Source organism: Desulfopila sp. IMCC35006 (assembly GCF_005116645.1).
In the GTDB taxonomy this organism is placed as follows: Bacteria; Desulfobacterota; Desulfobulbia; order Desulfobulbales; family Desulfocapsaceae; genus Desulforhopalus_A.
Map to the genome: position 1 here is coordinate 20407 of NZ_SWCM01000015.1, position 23369 is coordinate 43775.

The window sequence follows — 23369 nt, forward strand, 5'->3', positions numbered from 1 at the left end:
AACCCAATTATTGTTTAATTTTACAAATAGAGAATCTGAATTTACCATTATCTTCACAATTAAATGCATCTACATAATTGATTTGTATGTGCGCATAATGTTCAAATAAGGCTTCGAAATAATTAACTAATTTATCTTCATACAATGTGTTGAAATGTGTATCTACAACCAAGTTCAGAGTGACAAGTTCCAGCGAATCCTGAATTATTTGCATCTGCACGATTCCAGGCAGCTTAGTCAAGGTGTTTTCAATTAACGACACTCCCGCAACTCTGGTGCCATCTTTCTTCAATAGGAAATCTGCTACCCTGCCTGTGATGCTCTCCATGAGAGGCAGGCCTCTTCCGCAGGAGCACTTTCTGTCGGTGGGTATGCCCACATCCTCGACTTGATAGCGAATTAACGGCATTGCACGGTTCATGAGATCGGTCACCACGAGTATGCCGGGTTCACCGGATGCAGCCGGCATCCCGTCATCTTTTATGAATTCAATGAAAAGGTGCTCGATATTCAGGTGCATCCCCTCATGTTTCTCGCATTCGCAGGCAATCAGGCTCACTTCCTCGCAACCATAACGATCTGTGACCTTTAGTCCGAAAACCTCTTCGATGGTTCTTCGTTCAGATGGAATGAGCATCATAGATGTAGATAGGATTCCTTTGGGTCTGAGATCTTTTATACTCATATCACGCAGGTATTGAGAGAGAAGGAAAATTGAATGTGCATGCCCCATGATGAGAGTCGGGCGAACTTTGTGCCACTCCTCGATAAAACTTAGAACTGCCTTCTCGTTAACACTCATAGTGTCAAGATAGATGACAGGGGAAAGCATCCACTGCTTCAGCTTTTCCTTAACTGTGGCCGGATAATGAGGATTGCCCCAGATAGCGGCAACAGGCTCGCCGGGTTCCCATCCCGTCCATCGATCATGCCTGCGCGAGCAGGCATTGCGCAGTTCGCTGCACTCCTCAGTGAAATACAATTCAAGAGATTTCCCGGTTGACCCCCCTGTTTTTGATTGTTGGAGTTTTTCCAAGTGATAGCCACGACTGATCAGTTCCGACATGTTGTTGCGGAGCTCTGATTTTGTTAGCACCGGCAGACGTCTTAAATCACTCGGTGAGCGGATGTCCTCGGGGGTCAAACCAGCTTGCCGAAAGCGTTTGCGATAGAAATCGTTTTGCTCAAAAGAAAAACGCACAATTTCTCCCAGCCGCTGCCACTGAATTTCGCGCAATGTTGTTTCGGAAAGATACTGGGATATCTCAAGTGCCTTCCAATGACGTAATTTGGGGCTTTTGCCTATCAAGCAATGAATTGGTTCAAAAATATTTCTTCTGATCATTGGTAGGATCACGGTATTACCTTTTTTATATTTTTAACGCTTTAAAAACGTTATTATGGAGTCACCATTATTTCAGAATAGTTATTGATAATTTGTTTGTAACTATTCAGCAATAAATTGAATTTTTACAGATTCCATGAATGCCGGCCATTTACCTTGGAATAATAATCGCAGACCATCCGTCGCCGACACATCCTGTTTTCTGCAGTTCGTCAGGTAGCTTCGTATACGACAGAATATCTTGGCCCCGTCCATGGAACGGAAACAACCCGACACCTTTTGCTGAACCTTGATCATTCGGAGATCGTTTTCAGCCTGGTTGTTGGTAAAAGAGACGAGCGGATCATCCATGAAGCGGAGGACGTCGCCTTCAAAGTCTTTTAAACGCTCCAGAAGATTCCTGGACTTGGACCTGGCGAGTTTTCCCGGCTTCCAGTGTTTTGCTCTTTTTATCGGTGCGGGGCATTCGGTTTCGGCTTCCGTCAGGAGTTTTCGGTAGCGTTTTCGATATAACTCCGATGAGGGAGGATCAAGACAACCACCGGCATCATCCACCGCCCCGTTGATTTCAAGGAGCAACGCATTCATTTGCTGAGCCCATTTTTGGCCATCCTGTTCCCAGGCCCTTGTCAACTCTCGGAGATGGTGGGCATTACACAGGGCATGAGCCCGACCGTAATTGAAATAGGGCTTCCAATGGTCATGGCAAAGGATGCCCTGGTAGTTTGGCAGAATCCCGATCTCGTCAAGGGCTGCTCCACCCCGCTTTTGGTGGGGATAAAAATAGCTGAACTTGTCACTTGAAGTATTGTGCAGCCAGTTGCGAACGCCACCGATATTGACTCCGGTTTCATCGACGTGAGCTAGTGGAGAGTGGAATAATTGTTCCTTGACCCAGATATCGAAATACGCAAGACGGGCGTAAGCGTCCTGATTGAAATTAACTATGGATCCAGCACTGATCGGCATCTGCATCTGATCGATAAACTGTTCCTCGATGCGGTTGTACGGGATCATCTGGTACTGTGACAGATAAACTGAGTTGACCTTGACCCTGACGCCGTATTGTACCGGCCGCGTGACTCCTTCTGGAAAAGGCGCGACATATTTTGTACCTCGCTGGTCCACAAAGACCTCGGCTTGGTATTCGGTGACTACAGTGCTGATATCCAAATCGATAACCTGTCTGCGCTCATGTCCGATCTTGCGGTATTCACCCGGTGGCAGAAGACTCCTGTCGACCGGAATAAATTTGATGATGTCGGGATCGGCGACTTGATTGAGTGTTTTGCCGATATGGCCATGTTGCCCACCCGGTTTGCGTCCGCTTGCCGTCTTGGCCTCTTTCTTCCGGTGCGGATCGGTCACCGGCGGTTTACTGCTGTTACGGCTGTTGAGTCCAAGACGATTGACCAGGATGGAAATCAACAGAAGCATGACTTCAAGGCTCGCTTTGAGCGCTGGGGAGAGGTTTTCCTCCTGGCCGATCAAAGTGGTGACATGTTTAACCGTTTCTTCTACATTGATATTGTCAATCGTCATGTACTCCCCCGTGTTTTTGATGGTGCATTATAACACGGGTTTTTAAAACGAAATTTTTGTCTCCAGGATGCCCGCCACACCATTTTTAAATTTTGCACGTCTCCGGGGGCACGGGCACATTCAGTGGATTCAGCACGACCTGAGCAAAACTATTGTGAATGGCCTAACGGCGGAGACCGCCAAGTTGTTTGAATTTTAATAATTTTGCCCAAAACCTTGTCAAGAACTATTTTTGATAGGGTGAAAATAATTTAAGCTGAATAGTTACATTTGTTTTAATGACATAGCTTTCCAACCCTTTATGCAAAATAATTTCATCCTGGGATGATTACAATTACAGTATCCTCTGGCACCGATTTATTGACAATCATATTAACACCAACGGAAATATTGTTTAATCGTTATTAACATTCTGAAAACAATCTTTTTAATTATTCATTATGAATAACGATAAAATCACGGCTGCCCTGGAAACTGATAATTTTAGCAGGAACACCAACCGCTACGGCCATATCGGGCAAATCTTTTGTGACAACGGCGTTTGCTCCAATGGCAACATGGTTTCCAATTACAATCTTTCCAAAAATCTTTGCACCAGGGCCAATATAAACGTAGTCTCCGATTACAGGCAAGCCCCATTTATTGCCACGGCCAGCATAACCAACAGTTACTTCCTGACTAATATTGCAATTCTTACCTATTTTTGTATCACCACCCAAAATAATATTTCCAAAATGACCAATGTAAAATCCCGGTCCAATATCAATTTCTGGTTCTATATGAATACCATACAAAATCTCCATCATTTTAAATAAGAAAACACCTATGACAGAAAAAAATTTTCTTAATATGATGTTTTTAATATTACGTCTTACATATCTGTTATATCTATATATGACTGTCGCTAATGCTCCTGGATACCCACAGAGTATCCTAAATGTTTCCCAGTAGGTTCTGTTTCCTGAACGACTATATCTATTTAAGTCAGAATTAATATTTTCGAACATTTAAAACCCCTCGATTTTTTCTTTGAAAAAATATGAACACCTTCCCGACATTTGTTCAATATAAAAGCTAATTACGGCTGAAACCAATCCACCTTTTTAACAGCTATTCCCGTTTTATCACCGATTACGAGGTTTAAGAGCAGTTCTTCGGACTTTAACCTACGTGAATCGTGACATAACCGGAAGTCGCACCCTTAAAATGAAATTGTTGTCATGTTTTTGCGACTTTTGCGCTGATTCTGATACATTTGGGACATACTACTCCCTTAACCTTGGCAAAACCTGATTTTCCAAGAGTTTTTGATCTCTGACAACTGAATAACTGCAAGACTATAGCATTGCTATGTCCGGCATACCTCTTTCAGGGCAGGTCCATCAATTCCATGAGCGATAGCCCGCAGGATAGTTTCCATCGAATCAACCTGATAATTGCGGAAGAAAGCTCTGATAGCTTCCCACAACGATCTTTTTGATTCTTCTTTGGCCAGTGCCTCCTGAAAGAGCCAGCAGCTCAGCTGTTGCGCCTGATCTATGAGAAACGCGAGCATCATCAAAATAGTGAACACCCCGCTCAGGTTCTTTTTGCCAAGGCCGTAGTTATGGCCCAGATTATAATCCTGATTTTTTAGCGTGTTGAATGTTTCATTCTCAACTTTCCAGCGCGCTCTGCCGGCCCGCATCAAATTGAAAACATTCTCTTTTGTTATCGCAATATCGGTTACCCAGCTGAAGGTGGTTATTTTTTCGTTCTCGTCGATCTGGCTGTAATCGAGCACATTAACCAGCAGATCAGGATTGGATTTGTTCAAAGGAACCTGGTTGACGAACTTGAAAAAGTGGCCGATTTTACGGTTCTCCGGATCAACAAAAGACATTTGAACGGCTCGCTCTTCTTTTACAGCCTGCGCAAGCGCAGCAAAAAGTGCGGTGTGATCACCTGGTTTGGCACCGAGAATATAACGAAGGTTGAGCTTTTGCAGGTCTCGAATATGAGGCGCGTTGCTGGCTAACGCATCTTCAACCACAATAACCTTCAAGTGGGGATGCTCGTTTCGGAACCTTGTATAGAAACGTTGAGCTGCGTTTCGCTCGCAGTCATTTTTACTGGTGCCATCCTGTTTGGTCATCATCTCCGGAAAGACGGGGATGACCACCTTGCAGTCCGGTCGCACGAAAGAAGCGGCATACATCTGTTGGTAATACAGAGTTTGACCATTGCGACTCTTTTTTGACATGCAATAAGGAGATGAAACTTTGCCCGATGAGTAGAAGCCGGTACCGTCACCACTCAGGAGATAGTGCCCGTCGATGTAAGCCATCTTTTCGAAATCTTTTCCCCGCTGAAGATGCCGAAAAACAGAGCGAAAAGGTGCACGCAACGAAGAAAGTGACAATGGATCTAGTATGGTCCGCATTTGGCTGTCGCAGGGTATATTGGTTATGCCGAACATTGAATGCAGGTTTTGCGGTTCTTTCTGTCGTTGTTTGTCAAAGGCGAGCAGGGATGGGTGTTTTAACTGGAACACCGCCAAGCCTGACATCAGTGCATCATCCAGTGAGATTGTGCAATTGGCACCTCTGCTGTCGGGGATTTGTCGAAAATCCTTTTGTATTGCCGCAAACAAGCAGTCAGCGTTGAGGTGTTTTCTCACTTTTCGTTCAGCAGTTGTTGCCAGCCCTGACACGCTGGCCAGATAATACTTTTTTGATTTCATCGCTTTCTCCTATGTATGTTTTTGAAATTACATAGAAAAAAGCGATTTTTCTCAGCCGATTTTGTCAAGTAAAAAATGTTATGGCTGGAAAATTATTTATACTATATTTTTGACTACTTACACATGACTGGTGTTATAAAAGTTTACGAACTGCATTTTTAACTTATTTTGCAATTTCAGCTATTTGTAATTTTTCCGGGAATTGCTGCCTTTTTAACAACATTAGTTGTTAGTAAGGATCACACTGATTGTTCCATAAGAGTACTCGATCCTTTTTAACCATTCAGCACCCGCTATAAGAGCTGTGGTTTCAATAAAGGATGGCTATTTCCCCGGAAGAGCAATCGGCAAAGCTTCAGACGCTCTGTAAGGCTGTGTTGCCTGCTTCATATAATGGAGTTAGATAGCGTTTTCTAATAGATCCAACTCTGGTTTGTAAAGGCAACCTCCTGTATCCTGAACATAGACGACCTGATTGTTTTGTTTGACAAAAGCGCTCATCTGCTATAGCCAGGGCTGACTATTCTGTTCTCCCTTCCCTTAAAAAAAACGTGCAGGAGGTGGCAGTACGCAGTAAGCGCCCTGGCAGGTAGAGTAGGGCTTCCAATGCCAACGATTTGGGTTGCCGAATTCAGATACTCTCAAAATTTCATTATATTTCCATCAAAGTTAATAGCTAAAGTGGATCTATATAATACTCAGCAAAATGGGCTGGGGACAAAGGCCAGTGTAAGGAAGTCCGCAACAAGTTTATAACGTCTTTTTAAATTAACGAGAATGCTAAGGTAAAGCCGAAAAGAAAGATATATGGATGAGTTTCATTAAGATCCGCTATAGTTAATAATATTCTTTACAATACCTTTGTAAGCACCAATATTAAAAGGATCTTTCAAGATTGCCCGGAAAAAATATCGATAAGACTTCTTTTTATCGAATTTCCTGTTGTAACTGCCCCGATTGCAGTAAGTGTAGGAATAAACTTTCCTGATGTTGGCATCGGTAATCACATCCGGATAATTCATAATGAAATTCTCCATTATCCTATCCGAACATTTTCGCCTCTCCTCAGCATTTTTCGACATCTGATCGGAGTGGCCGATACGGTATGCGAACAGAGATTCATCAACAAAATCAAATTCATACTGTGTGGAAATCCTCAGCCACAGGTCCCAGTCGATCCCCATACTGAGGGTCTCATCAAATGCACCGAGCCTTTCAATGCATTCTTTGCGAACAATTGAAGATGAAAACGGGATAAAATTATCAAAAAGTAACCACCGTGATACCATGCCAGATCGTGGTGTCAGGTATTGTAGGCTGAAATTGAAAGTGACAGAATGTCCATTTTTATCTATTACTCGAGCCCGGCTATATACCACGCCAACTGCCTTATTTTCGAACAGTCGGACCTGCTTTGCCAGTTTGTCCTTCTCCCAAAGATCATCGGCATCAAGAAAAGCCACATAGCGACCCCGTGCATTCTTTATCCCCTTGTTCTTGGAGTTGGCTTGCCCACTGTTATCCTGCCGAATATAAACCAGATTCCGTACGTCGGCGAATCGTGTCATAATCTGGGGGGTATTATCGGTGGAGCCATCGTCAACGACAATGATCTCGTAGTCTTCGTACGTTTGAGCAAGTACGGAGCATAGACAGCCTTCAAGATATCGTCCGTAGTTAAAACAGGTAATGACGACAGATACTTCAGGTATTTTATTCATAGTTCCTTGCAGAGCATTCCGATTCTGTTTGCACTTTAATTTGCAAAAGAATAAACAAATCCAAATCGTTTTCTAGGTCCCTCTTCTTGTCACCACTTTGAACCATTTTGACGATTTGTGCAACTCCGCATAAGTATTTTGAGCGACTCTTCATAAGTAAGGTTCAATCATGAAATCAGGGTCATAAACAAGCTGCTGTTAATCATCAATCCCAAATGCAACATGCCAAGAAAAAACATAAAATCTTGCAAATTGGTATATTGTAAGTAAACATAGACCGTGTTGATTCATCGGATATTTTGTATCACATCAAGATTTGCGTCCACCGCCCTGAATGACCTGATGGAAGCAATGCTTGCGATTTCTAGCAAAGCCATAAAAACAAGACCAGTAAACATAAAATACACTTTTTCCCTTGCGAAGAGCAGATTAAGTATTTTTCTAATAACAATTAACAGATAGATTTAATTCTCCATAACTTGGTCGTAATAGGATTTGTGCCTAGCAATCATTCGCGACAGGGAAAAGTCGTCGGCGACCCTGGCCAGGTTAGCTTCGGCCACTTTCGCGTGAAGGGGTTCCTGCATTAGAAATTGCTCGATTTTTTTCGCCATCAAAACAACATCTCCGACCGGTACAAGAAAGCCGTTCTCACCCTCCCTCACCAATTCAGGGTTTCCACCCGTCGCTGTTGCCACCACCGGAACCCCGCAGGCCATATATTCCAGAATTGCGTTACAGAAACCTTCGGTCTCTGAGGCAATGACGCCGACGCTGAAATTGCGAATGAAATCCAGAGGCGTAGCAACCCGTCCGGTAAACGTCAAAACGTCTGCAAGTCCGAGGGTGCGACCCAATTCCTCGAGCAGAGGGCGCTGTGGGCCATCACCTACCACTATGAAGCGTACATCTCTCAGGTTACGGTGGACAAGGGCCGCTGCATGTATAAAATCGTGTACCCGCTTTACTTGACGGTTACAGTTAGCCACAATACCGACCAGGGGAAAGCGAAAGGTGGCTCCTTCGGAAGGCCGGGGACCTTCACTCCCCAATTCGAAGCCGTTGTAAATAACTTCAATCCTATCAGGGCGGATGCGGTCAGTCTGAACAAAATGTTCTTTCACAGCCTGAGAGTTGGCGATAAAACCGCTGAAGAATGGGTACGCGATACGCATCTTGCAGGTCGCGGCGGGCGTGCGCCAGAATCCAAGGTCGCGAAACGAACCGAGAAGTCGGATTTTGTGCAGTGGTTTTACCATTGCTGCAAGCAGGAAGGGGTCCTGGAAAAATGTCTGCACAATGTGAATATTATGCAGACGAATGAAAGAAGAGAGCTGTGCTACCTTGGGGAGCATTGAAAAATGGGAAAAGCTGCCGAACTGTAAACATATTTTGGGTATGGAGAGTTCTTCAAAGTATCCCTCGGAAGGCTTAAGAGTACAGAGATGGGGCTGGAAGCAGCTTCTATCAAGACCACGAATCAGCTGTACAAGTTGCTTTTCTGTGCCACCATGCCCAAGATACTGAATTAAATAAAGAATATTGACCTTCATGTTGTTTGGCTCTCATCTCAGCAAATAACGTTCATTCTGCCTGCGGGCCGGTTCTAAGAAGTCCGCGGGCCAAGTTTATCAGCACTCTTGCTGTAGTATCAAATCCACCAACCATGACGCGAGGAATGCGAAAATGATCGTTTTCTGGGCTCACTCTACCTGGCGCTATGGTGTAACCAAAAAGGTAGCCTGCCTCGCGGCAATTCTCGACCACGCGGGAGTCGACATTGCCGTTGGGGTAGCTGATGTGCTTGACCGGTTCGCCGAGCAGTTCCTCAAGGATGCTTCGTGACTGCTGCAGCTCTTCCTTCAGGGAATCATCTCCGAGTTTCGTCAGGATGCGATGGCGGTGTCCGTGGGATCCAAAGCAGCAAATGCCGCTACGCTGCATTGCCATGAGCTCATCTTTATTGAGTGGCCTATCGTCCTCATAAAAATTGTTAGCTTGGTGGTCATCAGGAAGCAATACGGCAAGGATACGGTCGACCAACTGCCCGTCCTGACTTTCATCAAGTTTCTTGACATCTTCAAGCAGCAGCTGAATGTCGTCCCAGCGTTTTGCTCCTTTTACGGGACTGAAACTGTATTCTCCCAATCCCAGGTGTCGCAAATCGATCCCGGGGAGACAGTAGTGCTCTATTGGCCTGATTAGACGATCGAACCAGAAGGGTTCTCCGCTCTCCATATACTCAGTAGAAATGAAGAAGAGCGCAGGCACTCCATGCCTTTTAAGCACCGGTAGTCCCAGGCGTAAGTTATTGATAAAACCGTCGTCGAAGGTCAACAGCAGGTTGAGCCTGCTCCTGGTAAGAAGCGAAGGTTCAAGTAGGGCATCCGGCCGGACGAAGGTCCCAATCTTCTTGAGAGCGACTAATTGTCGTTCGAATCGATCAATATCCACCTTTAGCCACGAACCACTCTCGCGAGGTTTGCAAAGGTCGTGATAACAAAGCACGGCTGTCAGATTTTCCCCCCATATCGTCATGGGCATACCTTCCCATCGGTCAACCGATTGCCTAGGAAAGGCTGCAGAATTACTTTGGCTTTTTCTTTTACGGATCTGCCAAGGTGTCTTTTAGCCAGAAAAATATCTCCCATGAGAGAGCCGTTTCTCAGGTATATATCACTGAGGTGACGGTCGCTTGTGGCTCCCAGGCGATACTTGTATTCCTCTACACCCCGCAGGAATTCATAGAAGGATTTACCCTGATCAATGGCGCGCTCAATCAGCAATACATTAAGCACGAATCCGACACTGCTTTTCTCCCAAGCGATGTCATAACCGGTCTGATAGTAGTAGCTGCTTTCACCGTAATTGAACTGACAGACGCCTGCTATCCGTTCTCCGGAGATGTTGAGAAAGGCAAGTTCCAACCAGCCTGCATCGAATAAACGTCCAAACACATCATTGTAAAACAATTTCTGGGCTGCGGTTGAAAATATCCCAGACTGGTTTTTCTGACCCCGACGGGCATTGTGGAGACGTGTAAAGTCTTGAATTCCGAGTGGTAGATCATCATTTTTCTGGATGATTTCGAGGATGGCCCCTTGAGCCTCAAGTTTTCGGCGGTAGTATTGAAAATTTTTGCGCACGCTCTTGCTCAGTCCAGAAAAATATTCCTCAGTTGTTGCAGGCAGAGGGATGACAGGGCAGAGTTTGGTCACGGGCCACTCATGGAAGCAATATTCGGATTCGGAATTCTCTCGCCTCATCTGCAGAAGGGGAGAGTCTTCTCTTAGATCTGTCAGTTCAACTAGGTGAAATGCCTTGCTGATTCGAAACTCTTTCACCAGCTCTCGCAACACTTCTTCCTCGCGCCCCTTTTCAACAACCACATCGAGGAAATCAGAGGTAACCACCTCGCTGCCGAGCAGTCGCAATCGGTGTGCGGGGGGGCACAATCCACTTTTTTTGACATACCCCGGGAAAATTCCAATTAGCGATTCGCCATTGCTGGTTTGTTCGTAACATAACAAAAGGAAAAGGCATGCCCTGTCGGAAAATGCTTGCCACCAGCTGTATAGCCATTGATGGGTAAGAAAGAGGCTGTTTGCGGCTGAGCGTTTGAGAAGCTCGTTCCATTCCACTTCAAGACTTGCGAACTCTTTCTGACTTGTAACGCACCTCACTTCAATCACATGGCTTCTCCCATTTAACACTTGTCCGGCTCATAAAAATCTCAGCTTTGATTTAGTTGGAATTTCACTTTCCTTCTTTGCGATGGGCTGTTATGGGATCTGCTCTCCCGGTATGCTTTCAATAAAGCCTGCGTAATTACGCAGGGGGATAATGGCTAGAACCAGCAGATCTAGGAGCCTGTCTAAGCATGCCCTTTATTTTCATTCTTCAGTTCTAAGTAGGTTAGGGAGTATCTACCCCCATTGCCATCCATGTGGTAAGTGGCATATTTCCAAAGCATCCTCGAAAAATTTCCCGGAAAAATTATCCCAAGTAAGATGCGATTGTAAATATATTATGTTGAGAGCGGCCTGAATATTAACATAAAGTTTAATATGGGAAACTAAACGTGTCCTTCGTAAAAATCTGCTCGATCTGTGCAGAATAAAGGAGAGTAGATCTTCTCAAAAGGTTCTAAGTGATCACTCTGATGAGGCTCCCCTGAAGAGTTTCTGGTGGACATTGAGAATCGAGGTAGTTTCATTAGATACTTATACCACAACTAGAAAAAATGAAGCAAAGATTTGAGAATACATAGAAGAAAATTTTTTAAAGGTCTGCACATACAGAAAAAGACTGGGGTATTTCTCACCAGCCGCTTTTGTAAGAAAATGTTTTTCGGACAATAAAGTCGCAGAGAGGTTTGGTTTCCACTATTGATGACGGCCCTCATCTTTGATGATTTGAAAAATCATTAAATCAAACTTTGATATACTCCCATATATTTTTCAGCCATTGAATGACATGAATAAAAATCCTGCAACCTCTGTGATGCTACACATACACGTTGAATGGCCGTCTCTGGGTTGTTGATCACATCCAATATTCCCTGCACCAGAGACTTGCAGCTTCCAGCGATAACCAGACGGCCAGCTTTTCCATTTTCCAGCACTTCCGGAACACCTCCGACCCTCGTGGCCACGATCGGCACCTTTGCCTGCATTGCCTCAAGGATGACTATGGGAAGTCCTTCGGTGAGAGAGGAGAGAATGTACATTTTAAAATGCGACAAGTATTGTCTGGCATTTTCCACGTAACCTGGCATCAGCACTCGCTGTTCAAGCCCCAGGCTCTTAACCTGCGCATTAAGGAAGTTCCGTTCTTGCCCATCTCCAAGTATGACCAGTTTGATATCAGGGCAGGTAACTACCGCCTCACTGACCGCTTTCAAAAGAACGTCGTACCCCTTTTCCGGGGAGAGGCGACCTATGGCTCCGATAATGATCCCATCATTACAGAACGCAGCAATATGCGAGGAGATATGGCATTTTTCGTTTTCTATTCTTAAAGAACCTTCGCTCCCGTCAATGGGGATGCCATTGTCTACCACATGGAGCCTCTTCGAACTAACCTTTTCAAGCATCGACCCATTAACTACCACCACTTGGTCGATAAAGCGAAGGCTCAGTCGATCAAGCCATTCATAGAGACGCATCCTGTCCCATCCCCCAGTCCAGGTCCAACCGTGGAGCGTGGCGACCATGGGGAGTTTTCGAAGAAACCGGGGCATCAATCCGAAGAGAATGTTCCCTTTGTAGCCGTGCGAGTGGAGGATCTTCACACCCTCGTGCCTGGTGAAACGAATTATCTCTAAAGCCCCTGAAATATTGGGACCGGGTCTCATGTGAAATGACTCGACCCGCAGGCCGCGACGGCGGGCTTCCGTCTCCAGAGGCTTTTCGCCGCAGCATGGGGTACCGATACTGGCCAGGATCGGAATAAGCCCCATCCTTACCTGCTCGCACATAAGGTTGAGGATCATCACCTCCGCACCATAGAAACCTCCACTGTCGATTACGTGCAATACTTTCATTTTGTGTATAAGTTACATTGTTATCTCGTAGATTTATATTCGGAAACTTTTGAAAAAGTCATATCCTGACCTGTTTATAGACCTTGGTCGGAAAATGTCAATTACAACATATTAGAATAATAGAGTTTCGCGATTGAACCTGTTACGCATTTATTGGCAGAAAAAAACAGGAGAACAGTTATGAATCCCACATAGAAGATATCATGATTAATGAGGCGATTACAACGATAGTTATTTCATTGTCTCGAAGATGTTTGTATTTCTTAGCTCATACTCACAATCAGAACCCCTACACAGATAGTTGCCAGCCCTGTCCATCTAAGCATTGTAATCTGTTCTCCAAGATAATATCCACTCAACAAAAATACCAACACATAGCTTAGGCTAACAAATGGAAAAGCAAAACTAAGAGGTACCTTCGAAAGTCCGTAGAGCCAAAAAAACACACCCAAAGCATAAACAGTAAGCCCTAAAACGACGTAGGGTGTGAGAAAAATCTTGAGATATGAAGTGATGATTCCTGTTGTGAAATTAAGATCAACAAGACTATTCAAACCCTTTTTTATCCAAATTTGTCCAATAGCTCCCATAAAAATACTGGTCAAAATACTGAGAATAGATATCGATTTCATATTTGATCCTTAATCCTTTTTTGTCGATGTGTTGTTCGGATGTCTCTTTGCTTTATAAATATCAGTTCCTAAATAAAACAATTCCTCAAAATAGCTTTTACCCTGGAGTGCAAGAATGCCTAAGCTGATCAGCTGGATGGCCAGCATAAGAGCCATCCCGGAAATGATGAATGTATGGGGAGCTTGTTGAAAGGCTTGAGCGACAGCCGCAGAGAACCGGGTGGCAAAAGAGCTGCCGAGGTGATGAACGAGAGGAAGGTTTTCAATAGTATGGGCAAAAACCCAAAATGTAGAATAGCAAGACAGCACTGCAAAGAAAAGACCTGGAAGAATGAAAAAAATGAATGGCTTAAACATAAAACCGGAAAACAAATAGGCAAAGATACTTCTACCGATCTTCATGCTGGAAGATCTATTAAAATTGGGGTCGTTGCTCGGGTTCCAGTCGAGGGTGCCGGGAATCTCGACAATACGAGCACCAAGTACCATCGCTTTATAGAGAATTTCTGCATGGATAGAAACATCCATTGATTTCAGGCTCAGATTTCTGAGAAATGTACCGTCGTATATTCGCACCATGCCGGTCAGAGTTGCCAAATCTCCTTTTGCAGTCATAGACAGAAATCGATTGGCATTTATACTGAGAAACTTTCTCAACCAGGGTACATTGGCAACTTTTCCGCCTTTCATATAGGGTGAGGCAATGACGATTTTAGCCTGTTGCCGTACTATGGCATCGAACATGTTTCCGATATGTTCGGGAGCGTAACTGAGATCTATATCCAAAGTGACCACATAATCTCCACGACATTCGTTGAACGCATATCTCAAGGCCTGGCCTAAATTATAATTCACGAAATGGTGCAGCACCCGTACGTTGGAATGCTGGCTTGCGAAATTTTCGGCTAATTCCCCCGTATTATCTGTGCTGCCGTCGTTTATAACCAGAAGCTCCCAGTCAAATCGATTTTCATTGGTGACCAGATAGTTGTGGAGGACTGCAAGGCTTTTTTCGATGATTGCAGCTTCGTTGTACCCCGGTACAATAACGCTGACCAAAGGCTTTCGGGAAGGTTCAGCATCTGTTGAAGGGATTTTGTGGTGATTCGTTTTCAAACTGTCTATGGGAGACATGAATTATCTCTTTTTGGGTTAGCAATTAAGTCGGACGCTTTTCTGGCCAGCATAATTACCTGATTGTTATTGAGTGTCGAATTGACGATCATTGTGGTATTGACTATAAAAAGATTATCAATTGGCGTTGTTATACTGGGTATCGATTTGGAATAATTTATTTTTTGAATCGGTTGAACATATTGTTCGCGATGGATCGATGAGGAAAGGATGTCGGACTCAGAGAACGTTGGAAAAATTCGTCTAACGCCGGTAAGAAAATCGGCCAGCACCTCAGCATCGGAACGGTGGTAATAGGGATCGTCCGGAGGCAAATATCGTGGCAGATAGATCAAGGCATTGCCGTTGAGCGTTTCGGTAGGGATGATGTTTGTGGCATCGATGAATCCGGTAAAAGGAAATCCAGGATCCGTCAAGTTTGTCACGTAATAAGGGCTTAATGATTTTTTAAGCACAAGATTGACACAGATTAATCGCAAATAATCCACCGACGACAACATCTCTCGATAATCATCGGGTATATCGGGCCAGATACTTATGAATTCCGGACTCGGTACAGCGGATAAAACCTTATCGAAGTGGTGGGTGTCGCCATGGGCATCAATCAAAGTAATCTGTTTGTTTTCCCCCGCAACAATTTTTCGAATACAATTAGACCGGTGGATTTTAACACCTCGTTCAATCAGTTGGCTCTTTATTCTGTTGAGGATCGAATAATAACCTCCCTTAACTACTCCCATCATCTCTTTCTTGGAGCTTTTCTCTCGAGTGCCATAATACCGCGTGATACACGACCAGATAAAACTGCCGGAGGCCTGGTCTTTAGCATCTCCGAATTTAGACCTCAGCAGCGGATCCCAAATTTTCTCGTAAATACGGCGGCCGAAAACCGTAATCAACCAGTTTTTTGCGTAGAGCTTTTCCAAGCGGGAAGAATCATGGATTCTTGAAGCATAGAGAATTCCAGCACCCAAGCGAAATTTTTGCCAGAGAGACAAGGGTTTGAACTGTATAAATTCTAAAGTAGTGCTCATTGAGTGCAATTCACCGTTCGTGAAGAATCCGGTTTTTGTCTCGGTAAAATGAACATCCAGTGACAATCCGATTTCATCGATAAAACTTAGCAACTCCGAGTCGGTCGATAAAATCACATGATAATATCGATCCCATCGATGTCCCGGGATGAATTCTTCAGCTTTCGATAACCCACCGACCTCTTGCTCTTTTTCAAATAGAGTTACTTCACATTTCTGTTGCGAGAGGTAAAATGCGCTGGCTAACCCCATCATTCCCCCGCCGATCACCGCAACCTTCATGCACTGTTCCTATGTAAATAAAAACTCATTAAAAGAAATCCGGGATATATGTCTGGTTGCCTGCCAATACCCAAACCATAACCTTCCTTTTGTGTTTCTGTTACTGTAATGATACCGTTTCCCGTTGCAATGTGTTTTCGAACGTAACCCGAAAGGGAAACCATTTGTAAGCTTTCCTGCGGGATGATGAAGGTCTTTTTAAGAAATCCGATTGCTGGAAGATTTCAATTCTTCGCGCCGAAGATCAATAATTTTTTTGATCGCTTCGCGCATATTCGTCTTAGGTTCATAACCCAGAAATCTTTTTGCCTTGCTGAGGTCCGGACGTCGGCGCAATATATCTTTGTATTTTTTGCCGAACACTTCTTCCATGGGAACAAATTTGAGCTTCAATTCTTTGCCCGTCTCGGCCACTTCGTGAATAAGCTTGGCGGAATCGAGAACTGTCATCTCTTCGTCATTTCCCAAGTTAAAAATCTCTCCAATGGCCTTTTCATTTTCCATCGCAAGGACTGAGCCGGTTATCAAATCGTCAACATAGGCCATGGATCTGGATTGAGAGCCGTCGCCATGTATCGGTACTTCCCGATCATTTAAAATTGCATCAACAAAAATCGGGATATGGCCGCCGGACCATGAGAAACTTGATCTCGGACTGAAACCGCCAAAATAACGAACTATCACGATGGGAACACCGTAATCTTTGTAGTAAGCGAATGCCATTTGTTCACTGTAGAGTTTTGACACTGAATAACTCCAGCGTTTAATCATGCTCGGCCCAAGCAAAAGATCGCCATCTTCACGAAAAGGAAGGTCCGGAGACATCCCATAAACATCTGAGGTTGAAGCAAAAAACACTTTGCAACCCCACATGCGTGCGGCTTCCAATATGTTTTGAGTACCACGCTCATTCACCTTTAACGTGTCCATGCTGGAATCAGCCTCACCCACTTTCTTCACAGCTGCCAGGTGAACAATCGTATCCACATCTCGAGTGAGAATTTTAAGTGTTTCGAAATCGCTTACATTTACTCTATAAAACTTAAAATTAGGACTTTTAACATGATGGTTGATATTGGCTAATTTCCCATATGAAAGGTCGTCAATACCGATCACATCGTATGTATTTTTCTCTAAAAGCGCATCCAGCAAATGTGACCCTATCATACCTGCTACGCCAGTTATCAATACACGATTCATAATTTTCAATCCTTCTTGTTATGGAATGTTGTTGGGATTACAATGTACCATGAAAACCAAGGTTGTTTTCATGTACAAGAAACAATCTATCAGCCTATTTTTGCGGGTGTTATTCCTTCTTTTGTCTGTAGGTATTTTTTCCCACAAATAGCACACTCAAGGTCCGCACTCAGCCGCTCTCCGCATTCACAGGCCCAACCGATGACTTTGGCGGGGTTGCCGACAACCAGAGCGTGATCCGGGACATCTCGTGTAACCACAGCTCCGGCCCCAACAAAGCTGTAGCGACCCAGTGTGGTTCCGCAAACGATGGTAGCGTTGGCACCAATTGTTGCTCCTTTTTTCACAAGGGTGGGCAGCACTTGATTCATTTTGGAGATCTCGGCTCGCGGATTAATGATATTGGTAAAAACCATGGAAGGTCCACAAAAAGCCCCGTCCTCCAGCGTAACACCTTTATAAACAGAGACATTGTTCTGAATTTTACATTTTTCACCTATTTGCACATCAGGTCCGATAACTACATTCTGTCCGATATTGCATCGTTTGCCAAGTGTCGATCCAGTCAGGACGTGTGAAAACTGCCATATCTTTGTCCCGCTGCCGATGGAGACCCCCCTATCGACGATAGCCGTGTCGTGGATGTAGACATCTGCCTCGATGGTTTGCGATGGACTTTCATCTTTGGAGTTGGTCAGCGATTGTGGCTCTTTTGAGATCAGTTCACCAGCAAGATTGACTTTTTGGCCATGTTTATCCAGTGAGTGCTGACTGGCATTCAGGATTTGCAGAACCCGGAGACCTTCTTCACCGTCGGTAGTCGGATGCTGTCCAGTCGAAATACAATCAAGAAAATGCATGCACTCCCGACGCAGTGGTTCATCCGGCACTATATCTATTCGTTCAGGTTCGGCTTTTTCCGAGACAGGAAGTCCGTTCACCCATTGCACATGGTGGGGATAAACAAGAAGTTTTTCAGGCCACGGTCGGGTATCATCGAATACTGCCATCTTTTGTTCCCCAACCACGACGAGTTTTTGCTCCTTAAATGGGTGGAGCCAGGAAACAAAGATGTGGGCATGCAGTCCACTTGCAAATTCGAAATGGGTTGTCGTGACGTCGGCGATTCGTTGATGTAAATAGTATCCACCGGTAGTCATAATGCTTTCAGGAACTTCACCTGATAACGAGAGAATCATTGAAATATCGTGTGGCGCAAACGACCAGAGAATGTTTTCTTCACGACGGATTTTGCCAAAATTGAGACGATTGGAGTAAATGTAGTGCACCCGGCCAAGTTCGCCGGACATTACCATATTTTTGAGTTTGATGAAGACGGGATGATATTGAAGAAGATGCCCGACCATAAGTACACGATTTGTTTCTTTTGCAATATTAATTAATTCAAGACCTTCCGTTTCATTTAAGACCAACGGCTTCTCAACAAAAACATGCTTGCCGGCAAGCAGCGCTTCTCGTGCAACATAGAAATGAGTTTCCGCCGGCGTTGAAATCACCACACCTTCGATATCTTTGCGCTCAAGGACATGGCTCAGGGAAATACAGGTGTCTATATCACCATATTGTTCCTTAAGGGAACGAAGTACGGTCTCACTTTTGTCATAGATCAATTTCAACGATCCGAGTTGGTGAAAATTACGTACAAGATTCTTACCCCAGTATCCGGCTCCGATAACGGCGATTGATGGTATTTGTTGTTTGGATAATGTGGTCATATTTGTTTCCTCGCTTCGCTATATAGCTAATGAAATGCTTTCAGTAATCAACTCTTGTTGAGAAGCTTCCAAATAAGGGTGCATGGGCAAACTGAGAATCCGTCCGGCTGCATCTTCACTTGCAGGGAAACTACCTTTCTGGTAGCCAAGGTGGGCGAATGCCTTCTGCTGATGAAGTGGTTTTGGATAATAGATAGCGGTGGGAATGTCCATCTTGTTTAATTCTTTCTGAATATGATCACGCTGTTCCGTATCTCGTGCAAGTATAGAAAATTGGGCCCAAACCGATTTGCAATCGGCCGGCTCTTGAGGAATCGTTAAGCTATCTATTCCTGAAAACAGCTTTTGATATCTACGGGCGACTTGCTGACGCAATTCGATATCTTCTGCAAAAATCGACATTTTTGCAAGTAATACAGCTGCCTGTATGGTGTCTAAACGACCATTAATACCAATGCGGATGTTGTCATATTTATCGGTGCCTTTCCCGTGTACACGAATTGATTCAATGACAGCAGCCATTTCGTCGTCGTTGGTAAAGCACATCCCTCCATCACCATAGCATCCCAGAGGTTTTGCCGGGAAAAAGGAAGTGCAGCCGACATTTGCCAGGGAACAGGCTTTTTTGCCTTGGTACTCAGCTCCAAAAGATTGGGCCGCATCCTCAATAACGAACAGGTTATGGTCCTGAGCAATTCGATTGATTGCCATGTAGTCTGCGGGTAATCCAAAGAGATCTACGGCTATGACCGCTTTAGGTTTGCAGTTCTTCGATAGCCCTTGCGGCAAGGGATGTCCCGATGATTCACCGGTTGTTATGGCGCTGATTGCTTTTAGTAGTTTGCCCGGATCTATGTTGAAAGTGGTCGGATCAATGTCGACAAAAACCGGTACTGCACCTAGCAACTGAATAACTTCGGCAGTGGCAATGAAAGTGAACGGGGAGGTAAAGACTATGTCTCCCGGGCCTATCCCCTGCGCCATCAACGATAGAAGAAGGGCATCGGTTCCCGAGGCACATGAAATAGCGTTTTTAACTCCAGTGAAATCGGCCAGCTGTTTCTCCAGGATCTCGATTTCCGGTCCCATGATATATTTACCGTGATCGAGAACGGCTAAAATGTTTTTTTCCAGCTGAGACCGGATTCGCCTTTGTTGACATTCAAGGTCATTAAATTTTGTGATCATTTTTTTGAAAATACCCCTATCGATGGTTAAGAAATTTTAATAGGACTTCAAAGACTTTCTGTGAGACTATCCACAATTATTTCTGCCGCGTGACCGTTACCGTAAAGGGCTGGATCTAATTTAATACTAGTGCAACTGGCTTGTTTGAAAGCGTTGAAGATGGATTGTTTGTCGGTGTCGGTCAAAAAGTTCGCGCCGGCATCAACTGTTTCAACCCATTCGGTCTCATCGCGAAGTGTAATACAGGGGACATTGGCGAAATAGGCCTCCTTTTGGACCCCTCCCGAATCTGTGCATATCAAGGTCGCATTTGCCTCAAGTTGTATCATATCAAGATAGCCCACGGCTTCCACCAGTCTCACGTTTGATCCTTGAGCGACACTGATGTCATTTTGTTGTAAAGACTTACGTGTTCGCGGATGCAGCGGCACAATAACAGGATGACCATTGTTGGAAATTTCTTCAAATGCGCTGAAGATGCCGGCGAGTCTGTGCGGGTCATCCGTATTTTCCTGGCGATGTACCGTTGCAAGGTAATAGCTGCCGGCCGTTATGCCCAAAGTATCAAGAATTTGAGAATCAATTGCCGCTTTGGTTTTAAAGTGCATAAAGGCATCCAGCATAACATCACCGGTTTGTATTACACCATCTGTTATACCCTCTCTGGCAAGGTTTGTGATTGCGGTTCCTGTTGGCGCAAACAATAGTTTGGAAACATGGTCAGTCAATACTCGGTTTATTTCTTCCGGCATACGTCTGTTGAAGCTCCTTAAACCAGCCTCCACGTGGGCTACTGGAATATGGAGCTTGGAAGCGGCTATCGCCCCTGCAAGTGTTGAGTTCGTATCGCCGTAAACCAAGACCAAGTCTGGTTTCTCGTCGAACAGCACATCCTCGATTTTGGCAATCATCTGCCCTGTCATGTGTCCGTGACTCCCGGATCCTACTCCCAAATGGTGATCTGGTTCCGGAATGGCCAGTTCTTCGAAAAAAACCTTGCTCATGTTGTAATCGTAGTGCTGTCCGGTGTGAACCACGATCTCCTGGTTGCATGGAGCCCCAGCACCTTTTTTGCACTTTACAAGCTCACGGCTGACCATCGCGGCTTTAATAAATTGAGGGCGTGCCCCAATGATTGTGACTATTTTCATTTATTCTCTTTTTCTCGATTCTTACCTGTTCTCTTACAAAAAAACGTTCAAAGAACCCAGCGCAATAATTGTTTTAATGACAAAAATTAACAGTCAACTAAGTATATTGTGTAAAAAGGGTAATGTCGACCACTTATCTGTGACTCGGATCCGGCACTTCTTTCGGCACCATTTCTGTTGCCCCTGAGTCAAACCGTGGACTAGATTCAGTTCCCCTGCGGATTTTAACTCAGCTACAGCACAATAATATCTACAAAACACCAGCAGGTTAGAAGTCGATGATTTCTCTTTGTCAGCCGTCTCTTAAAATAAAAAGTGCTGAAAGATTTCTTTCATGTATACTCTTTTGATTTCTAATAAGCCTGCTTTAAGAAGGCATAACCATACCTCACCTTGTAACATAGTTCCCAAAGCATTAGGTCAAATTTATTGACAAACAATATTTTCAAATGCTCAAAAATGAGCAGGTGCGGGTATGAGAAGTTTTGATTGCCGGAGTGCTTGATTCGCACCAGACAGTTACAACTTGAAAAAACGGCAACAGTCAGGTCGAGCTTGAACTGCTACATAGAATTTAATCGGCGAAAAATGAATACTACTCGGACACTTTTTGTCAGCTCAGTCGTAAGAACTCTCTTTCTTGTTGTCAATATCATTGTTGCCTTCTTCATGATGCCTTTTGTTGTGCGGCAACTTGGCGACCATTGGTATGGTATATGGGTGATCCTGGGCAGCTTTGCCGGATATTATTATCTACTCGATTTTGGCTTGGCCAGTGCAGTTACTCGTTATGTCACAACCCATATAGAGAAAGAGGAGTACGAGCAGGCCAATGCAATTATAAATACTTCATTGGTAATTTATAGTCTTATCGCTCTGCTCATCCTCATGATAACAGGGGGCACAGTGATATTTGCTTCATTGTTCGTAACGAAACCTGAAGACTTGCTGCTAATACGTTATGTTATAGCAATAATGGGCATCAATATGGCCATTGAATTCCCCTTTAAGGCCTTCGCCGGAATCATTCAGGCCTATCTGCGGTATGACCTTCAGACATATGCTAATTTTTTATCATTTAGTCTAAGTACTTTGTCAATCTTGTTTTTTCTCAGCCATGGATATGGCTTGCTCGCGTTAGCCCTTATAACATTTCTCACAACTCAACTCAGTAATATCCTTTTCTTTTTCATTTCCAAATATCTATTTCGGGAAATGCGGATAAATTTTAAGTTTGTAAGAAAATCGGATGCAAAAAAATTGTTTTCTTACAGCGTATGGGCACTTGTAATACAAATTGCCAACCAGATGCGTTTTCGAGTTGATTCGTTTGTAATCGCCGGCATTTTGTCAGCAACGGCGGTTACCCATTATTTCATTGGTGCACAATTAGTCGAATACTTTCTCAATCTGGTATACAAAGCCACTAACATTATGACGCCGGTGTTCGCCAAGTATCATGCTCGAGGAGATATTGCTGCAATTCAGGAGAAAATGTTGTTTGTCACTCGCATCAACACTATTTTATCTGTTTTCGGTGGCGGTTTAATTATTATAGTTGGGAAAGCGTTCATAGCCAGGTGGATGGGTGCGGGGTACGCAGACGCTTATCCTGTTCTAATGATTTTAATGATAGCAATGATGTTAGAAATCATAGTGAATCCACTGGATAATTTGCTTTATGCAATAAGTCGCCATCGATTTCTTGCCATACTGAATACAGTAGAAGGATCAGTGAACCTCTTTTTGAGTCTTATTCTCGTACGTTATTATGGGATCTATGGAGTTGCATTGGGCACAGCCGTTCCTATGGTGTTGGCGCGTGTTTTTATTCCTGTGTATGCATGCCGACAGATAGGGCTTCCCATAGAAAAATACCTTTCCAACATTGGACAAACGGTATTTTGTTCCATATGTTATCTTGTGATTACCTATTGGGCATCTCGTTCATGGTTGTCCTCTGAAAATTATATAAATATAATTATAGTTTGTGCTGTTGCAGGTACTGTCTATACAGTCTTCATCCCGTTTATTTCCTTTTCAAGAGAGGAAAGAAACCTGCTCCTGAGCATGGTAATCAAACGTTAAATTGTACCATTCCCGGACTTAGACCGATTCTCTCAGATCATCAGGAGTC

General features: G+C 44.2%; 17 protein-coding genes. 1 reads left to right on the plus strand and 16 read right to left on the minus strand.

What is annotated here, in order from left to right:
* Positions 1-7 precede the first annotated feature (7 nt).
* From FCL47_RS20025 to wecB, 16 genes are all read right to left on the minus strand, one after another.
* Positions 8-1345, minus strand: coding sequence for a phenylacetate--CoA ligase family protein (locus FCL47_RS20025; protein ID WP_136815498.1), 1338 nt, complete (start codon positions 1343-1345; stop codon positions 8-10).
* 102 nt (positions 1346-1447) lie between these two features.
* The gene (locus FCL47_RS20030) at positions 1448-2887 is read right to left on the minus strand and encodes an IS66 family transposase (RefSeq protein WP_136815499.1); all 1440 of its coding nucleotides are present in this window, start codon (positions 2885-2887) and stop codon (positions 1448-1450) included.
* A 431-nt stretch (positions 2888-3318) separates the two neighbouring features.
* Positions 3319-3894, minus strand: coding sequence for a serine O-acetyltransferase (locus FCL47_RS20035; RefSeq protein WP_136815500.1), 576 nt, complete (start codon positions 3892-3894; stop codon positions 3319-3321).
* Positions 3895-4235: 341 nt separating this feature from the next.
* Positions 4236-5609, minus strand: coding sequence for a transposase (locus FCL47_RS20040; protein ID WP_205747381.1), 1374 nt, complete (start codon positions 5607-5609; stop codon positions 4236-4238).
* Positions 5610-6430: 821 nt separating this feature from the next.
* Positions 6431-7330: a glycosyltransferase gene (locus tag FCL47_RS20045; protein WP_136815501.1), complete on the minus strand. Its 900-nt coding sequence runs from the start codon at positions 7328-7330 to the stop codon at positions 6431-6433.
* Between the two features lie 464 nt (positions 7331-7794).
* Positions 7795-8883, minus strand: coding sequence for a glycosyltransferase (locus tag FCL47_RS20050; RefSeq protein WP_136815502.1), 1089 nt, complete (start codon positions 8881-8883; stop codon positions 7795-7797).
* A 31-nt stretch (positions 8884-8914) separates the two neighbouring features.
* The gene (locus FCL47_RS20055; protein ID WP_136815503.1) at positions 8915-9874 is read right to left on the minus strand and encodes a polysaccharide deacetylase family protein; all 960 of its coding nucleotides are present in this window, start codon (positions 9872-9874) and stop codon (positions 8915-8917) included.
* Positions 9865-11022, minus strand: coding sequence for a GNAT family N-acetyltransferase (locus tag FCL47_RS20060; RefSeq protein WP_136815504.1), 1158 nt, complete (start codon positions 11020-11022; stop codon positions 9865-9867). Before FCL47_RS20060 ends, FCL47_RS20055 begins: the two co-directional genes overlap by 10 nt.
* 734 nt (positions 11023-11756) lie before the next feature.
* On the minus strand, positions 11757-12875 hold the full coding sequence (locus tag FCL47_RS20065; RefSeq protein ID WP_136815505.1) for a glycosyltransferase: 1119 nt from the start codon (positions 12873-12875) through the stop codon (positions 11757-11759).
* A gap of 263 nt (positions 12876-13138) precedes the next feature.
* The gene (locus FCL47_RS20070) at positions 13139-13507 is read right to left on the minus strand and encodes an EamA family transporter (RefSeq protein WP_136815506.1); all 369 of its coding nucleotides are present in this window, start codon (positions 13505-13507) and stop codon (positions 13139-13141) included.
* Positions 13508-13516: 9 nt separating this feature from the next.
* Positions 13517-14641 carry a glycosyltransferase family 2 protein gene (locus tag FCL47_RS20075; protein WP_136815507.1) on the minus strand — a complete coding sequence of 375 codons (1125 nt, stop codon included), beginning with the start codon at positions 14639-14641 and terminating at the stop codon, positions 13517-13519.
* Positions 14629-15957: an NAD(P)/FAD-dependent oxidoreductase gene (locus FCL47_RS20080; RefSeq protein ID WP_136815508.1), complete on the minus strand. Its 1329-nt coding sequence runs from the start codon at positions 15955-15957 to the stop codon at positions 14629-14631. Before FCL47_RS20080 ends, FCL47_RS20075 begins: the two co-directional genes overlap by 13 nt.
* 198 nt (positions 15958-16155) lie before the next feature.
* Positions 16156-17157 (minus strand): NAD(P)-dependent oxidoreductase, encoded by a 1002-nt coding sequence (locus tag FCL47_RS20085; protein ID WP_136815509.1) that lies wholly within the window; start codon positions 17155-17157, stop codon positions 16156-16158.
* Between the two features lie 89 nt (positions 17158-17246).
* Complete coding sequence (locus FCL47_RS25485; protein WP_136815510.1) at positions 17247-18893, minus strand: Gfo/Idh/MocA family oxidoreductase; 1647 nt, start codon at positions 18891-18893, stop codon at positions 17247-17249.
* 18 nt (positions 18894-18911) lie between these two features.
* Entirely contained in the window at positions 18912-20081 is a 1170-nt protein-coding gene (locus FCL47_RS20095) for a DegT/DnrJ/EryC1/StrS aminotransferase family protein (RefSeq protein WP_136815511.1), read from the minus strand.
* Between the two features lie 47 nt (positions 20082-20128).
* Positions 20129-21232, minus strand: a complete 1104-nt coding sequence (gene wecB, locus FCL47_RS20100) for a non-hydrolyzing UDP-N-acetylglucosamine 2-epimerase (protein ID WP_136815512.1) — start codon at positions 21230-21232, stop codon at positions 20129-20131.
* Between the two features lie 588 nt (positions 21233-21820).
* On the opposite strand from wecB, the gene FCL47_RS20105 reads away from it, so the two are divergent.
* Positions 21821-23320, plus strand: a complete 1500-nt coding sequence (locus tag FCL47_RS20105; protein WP_136815513.1) for an oligosaccharide flippase family protein — start codon at positions 21821-21823, stop codon at positions 23318-23320.
* Positions 23321-23369: the final 49 nt, after the last annotated feature.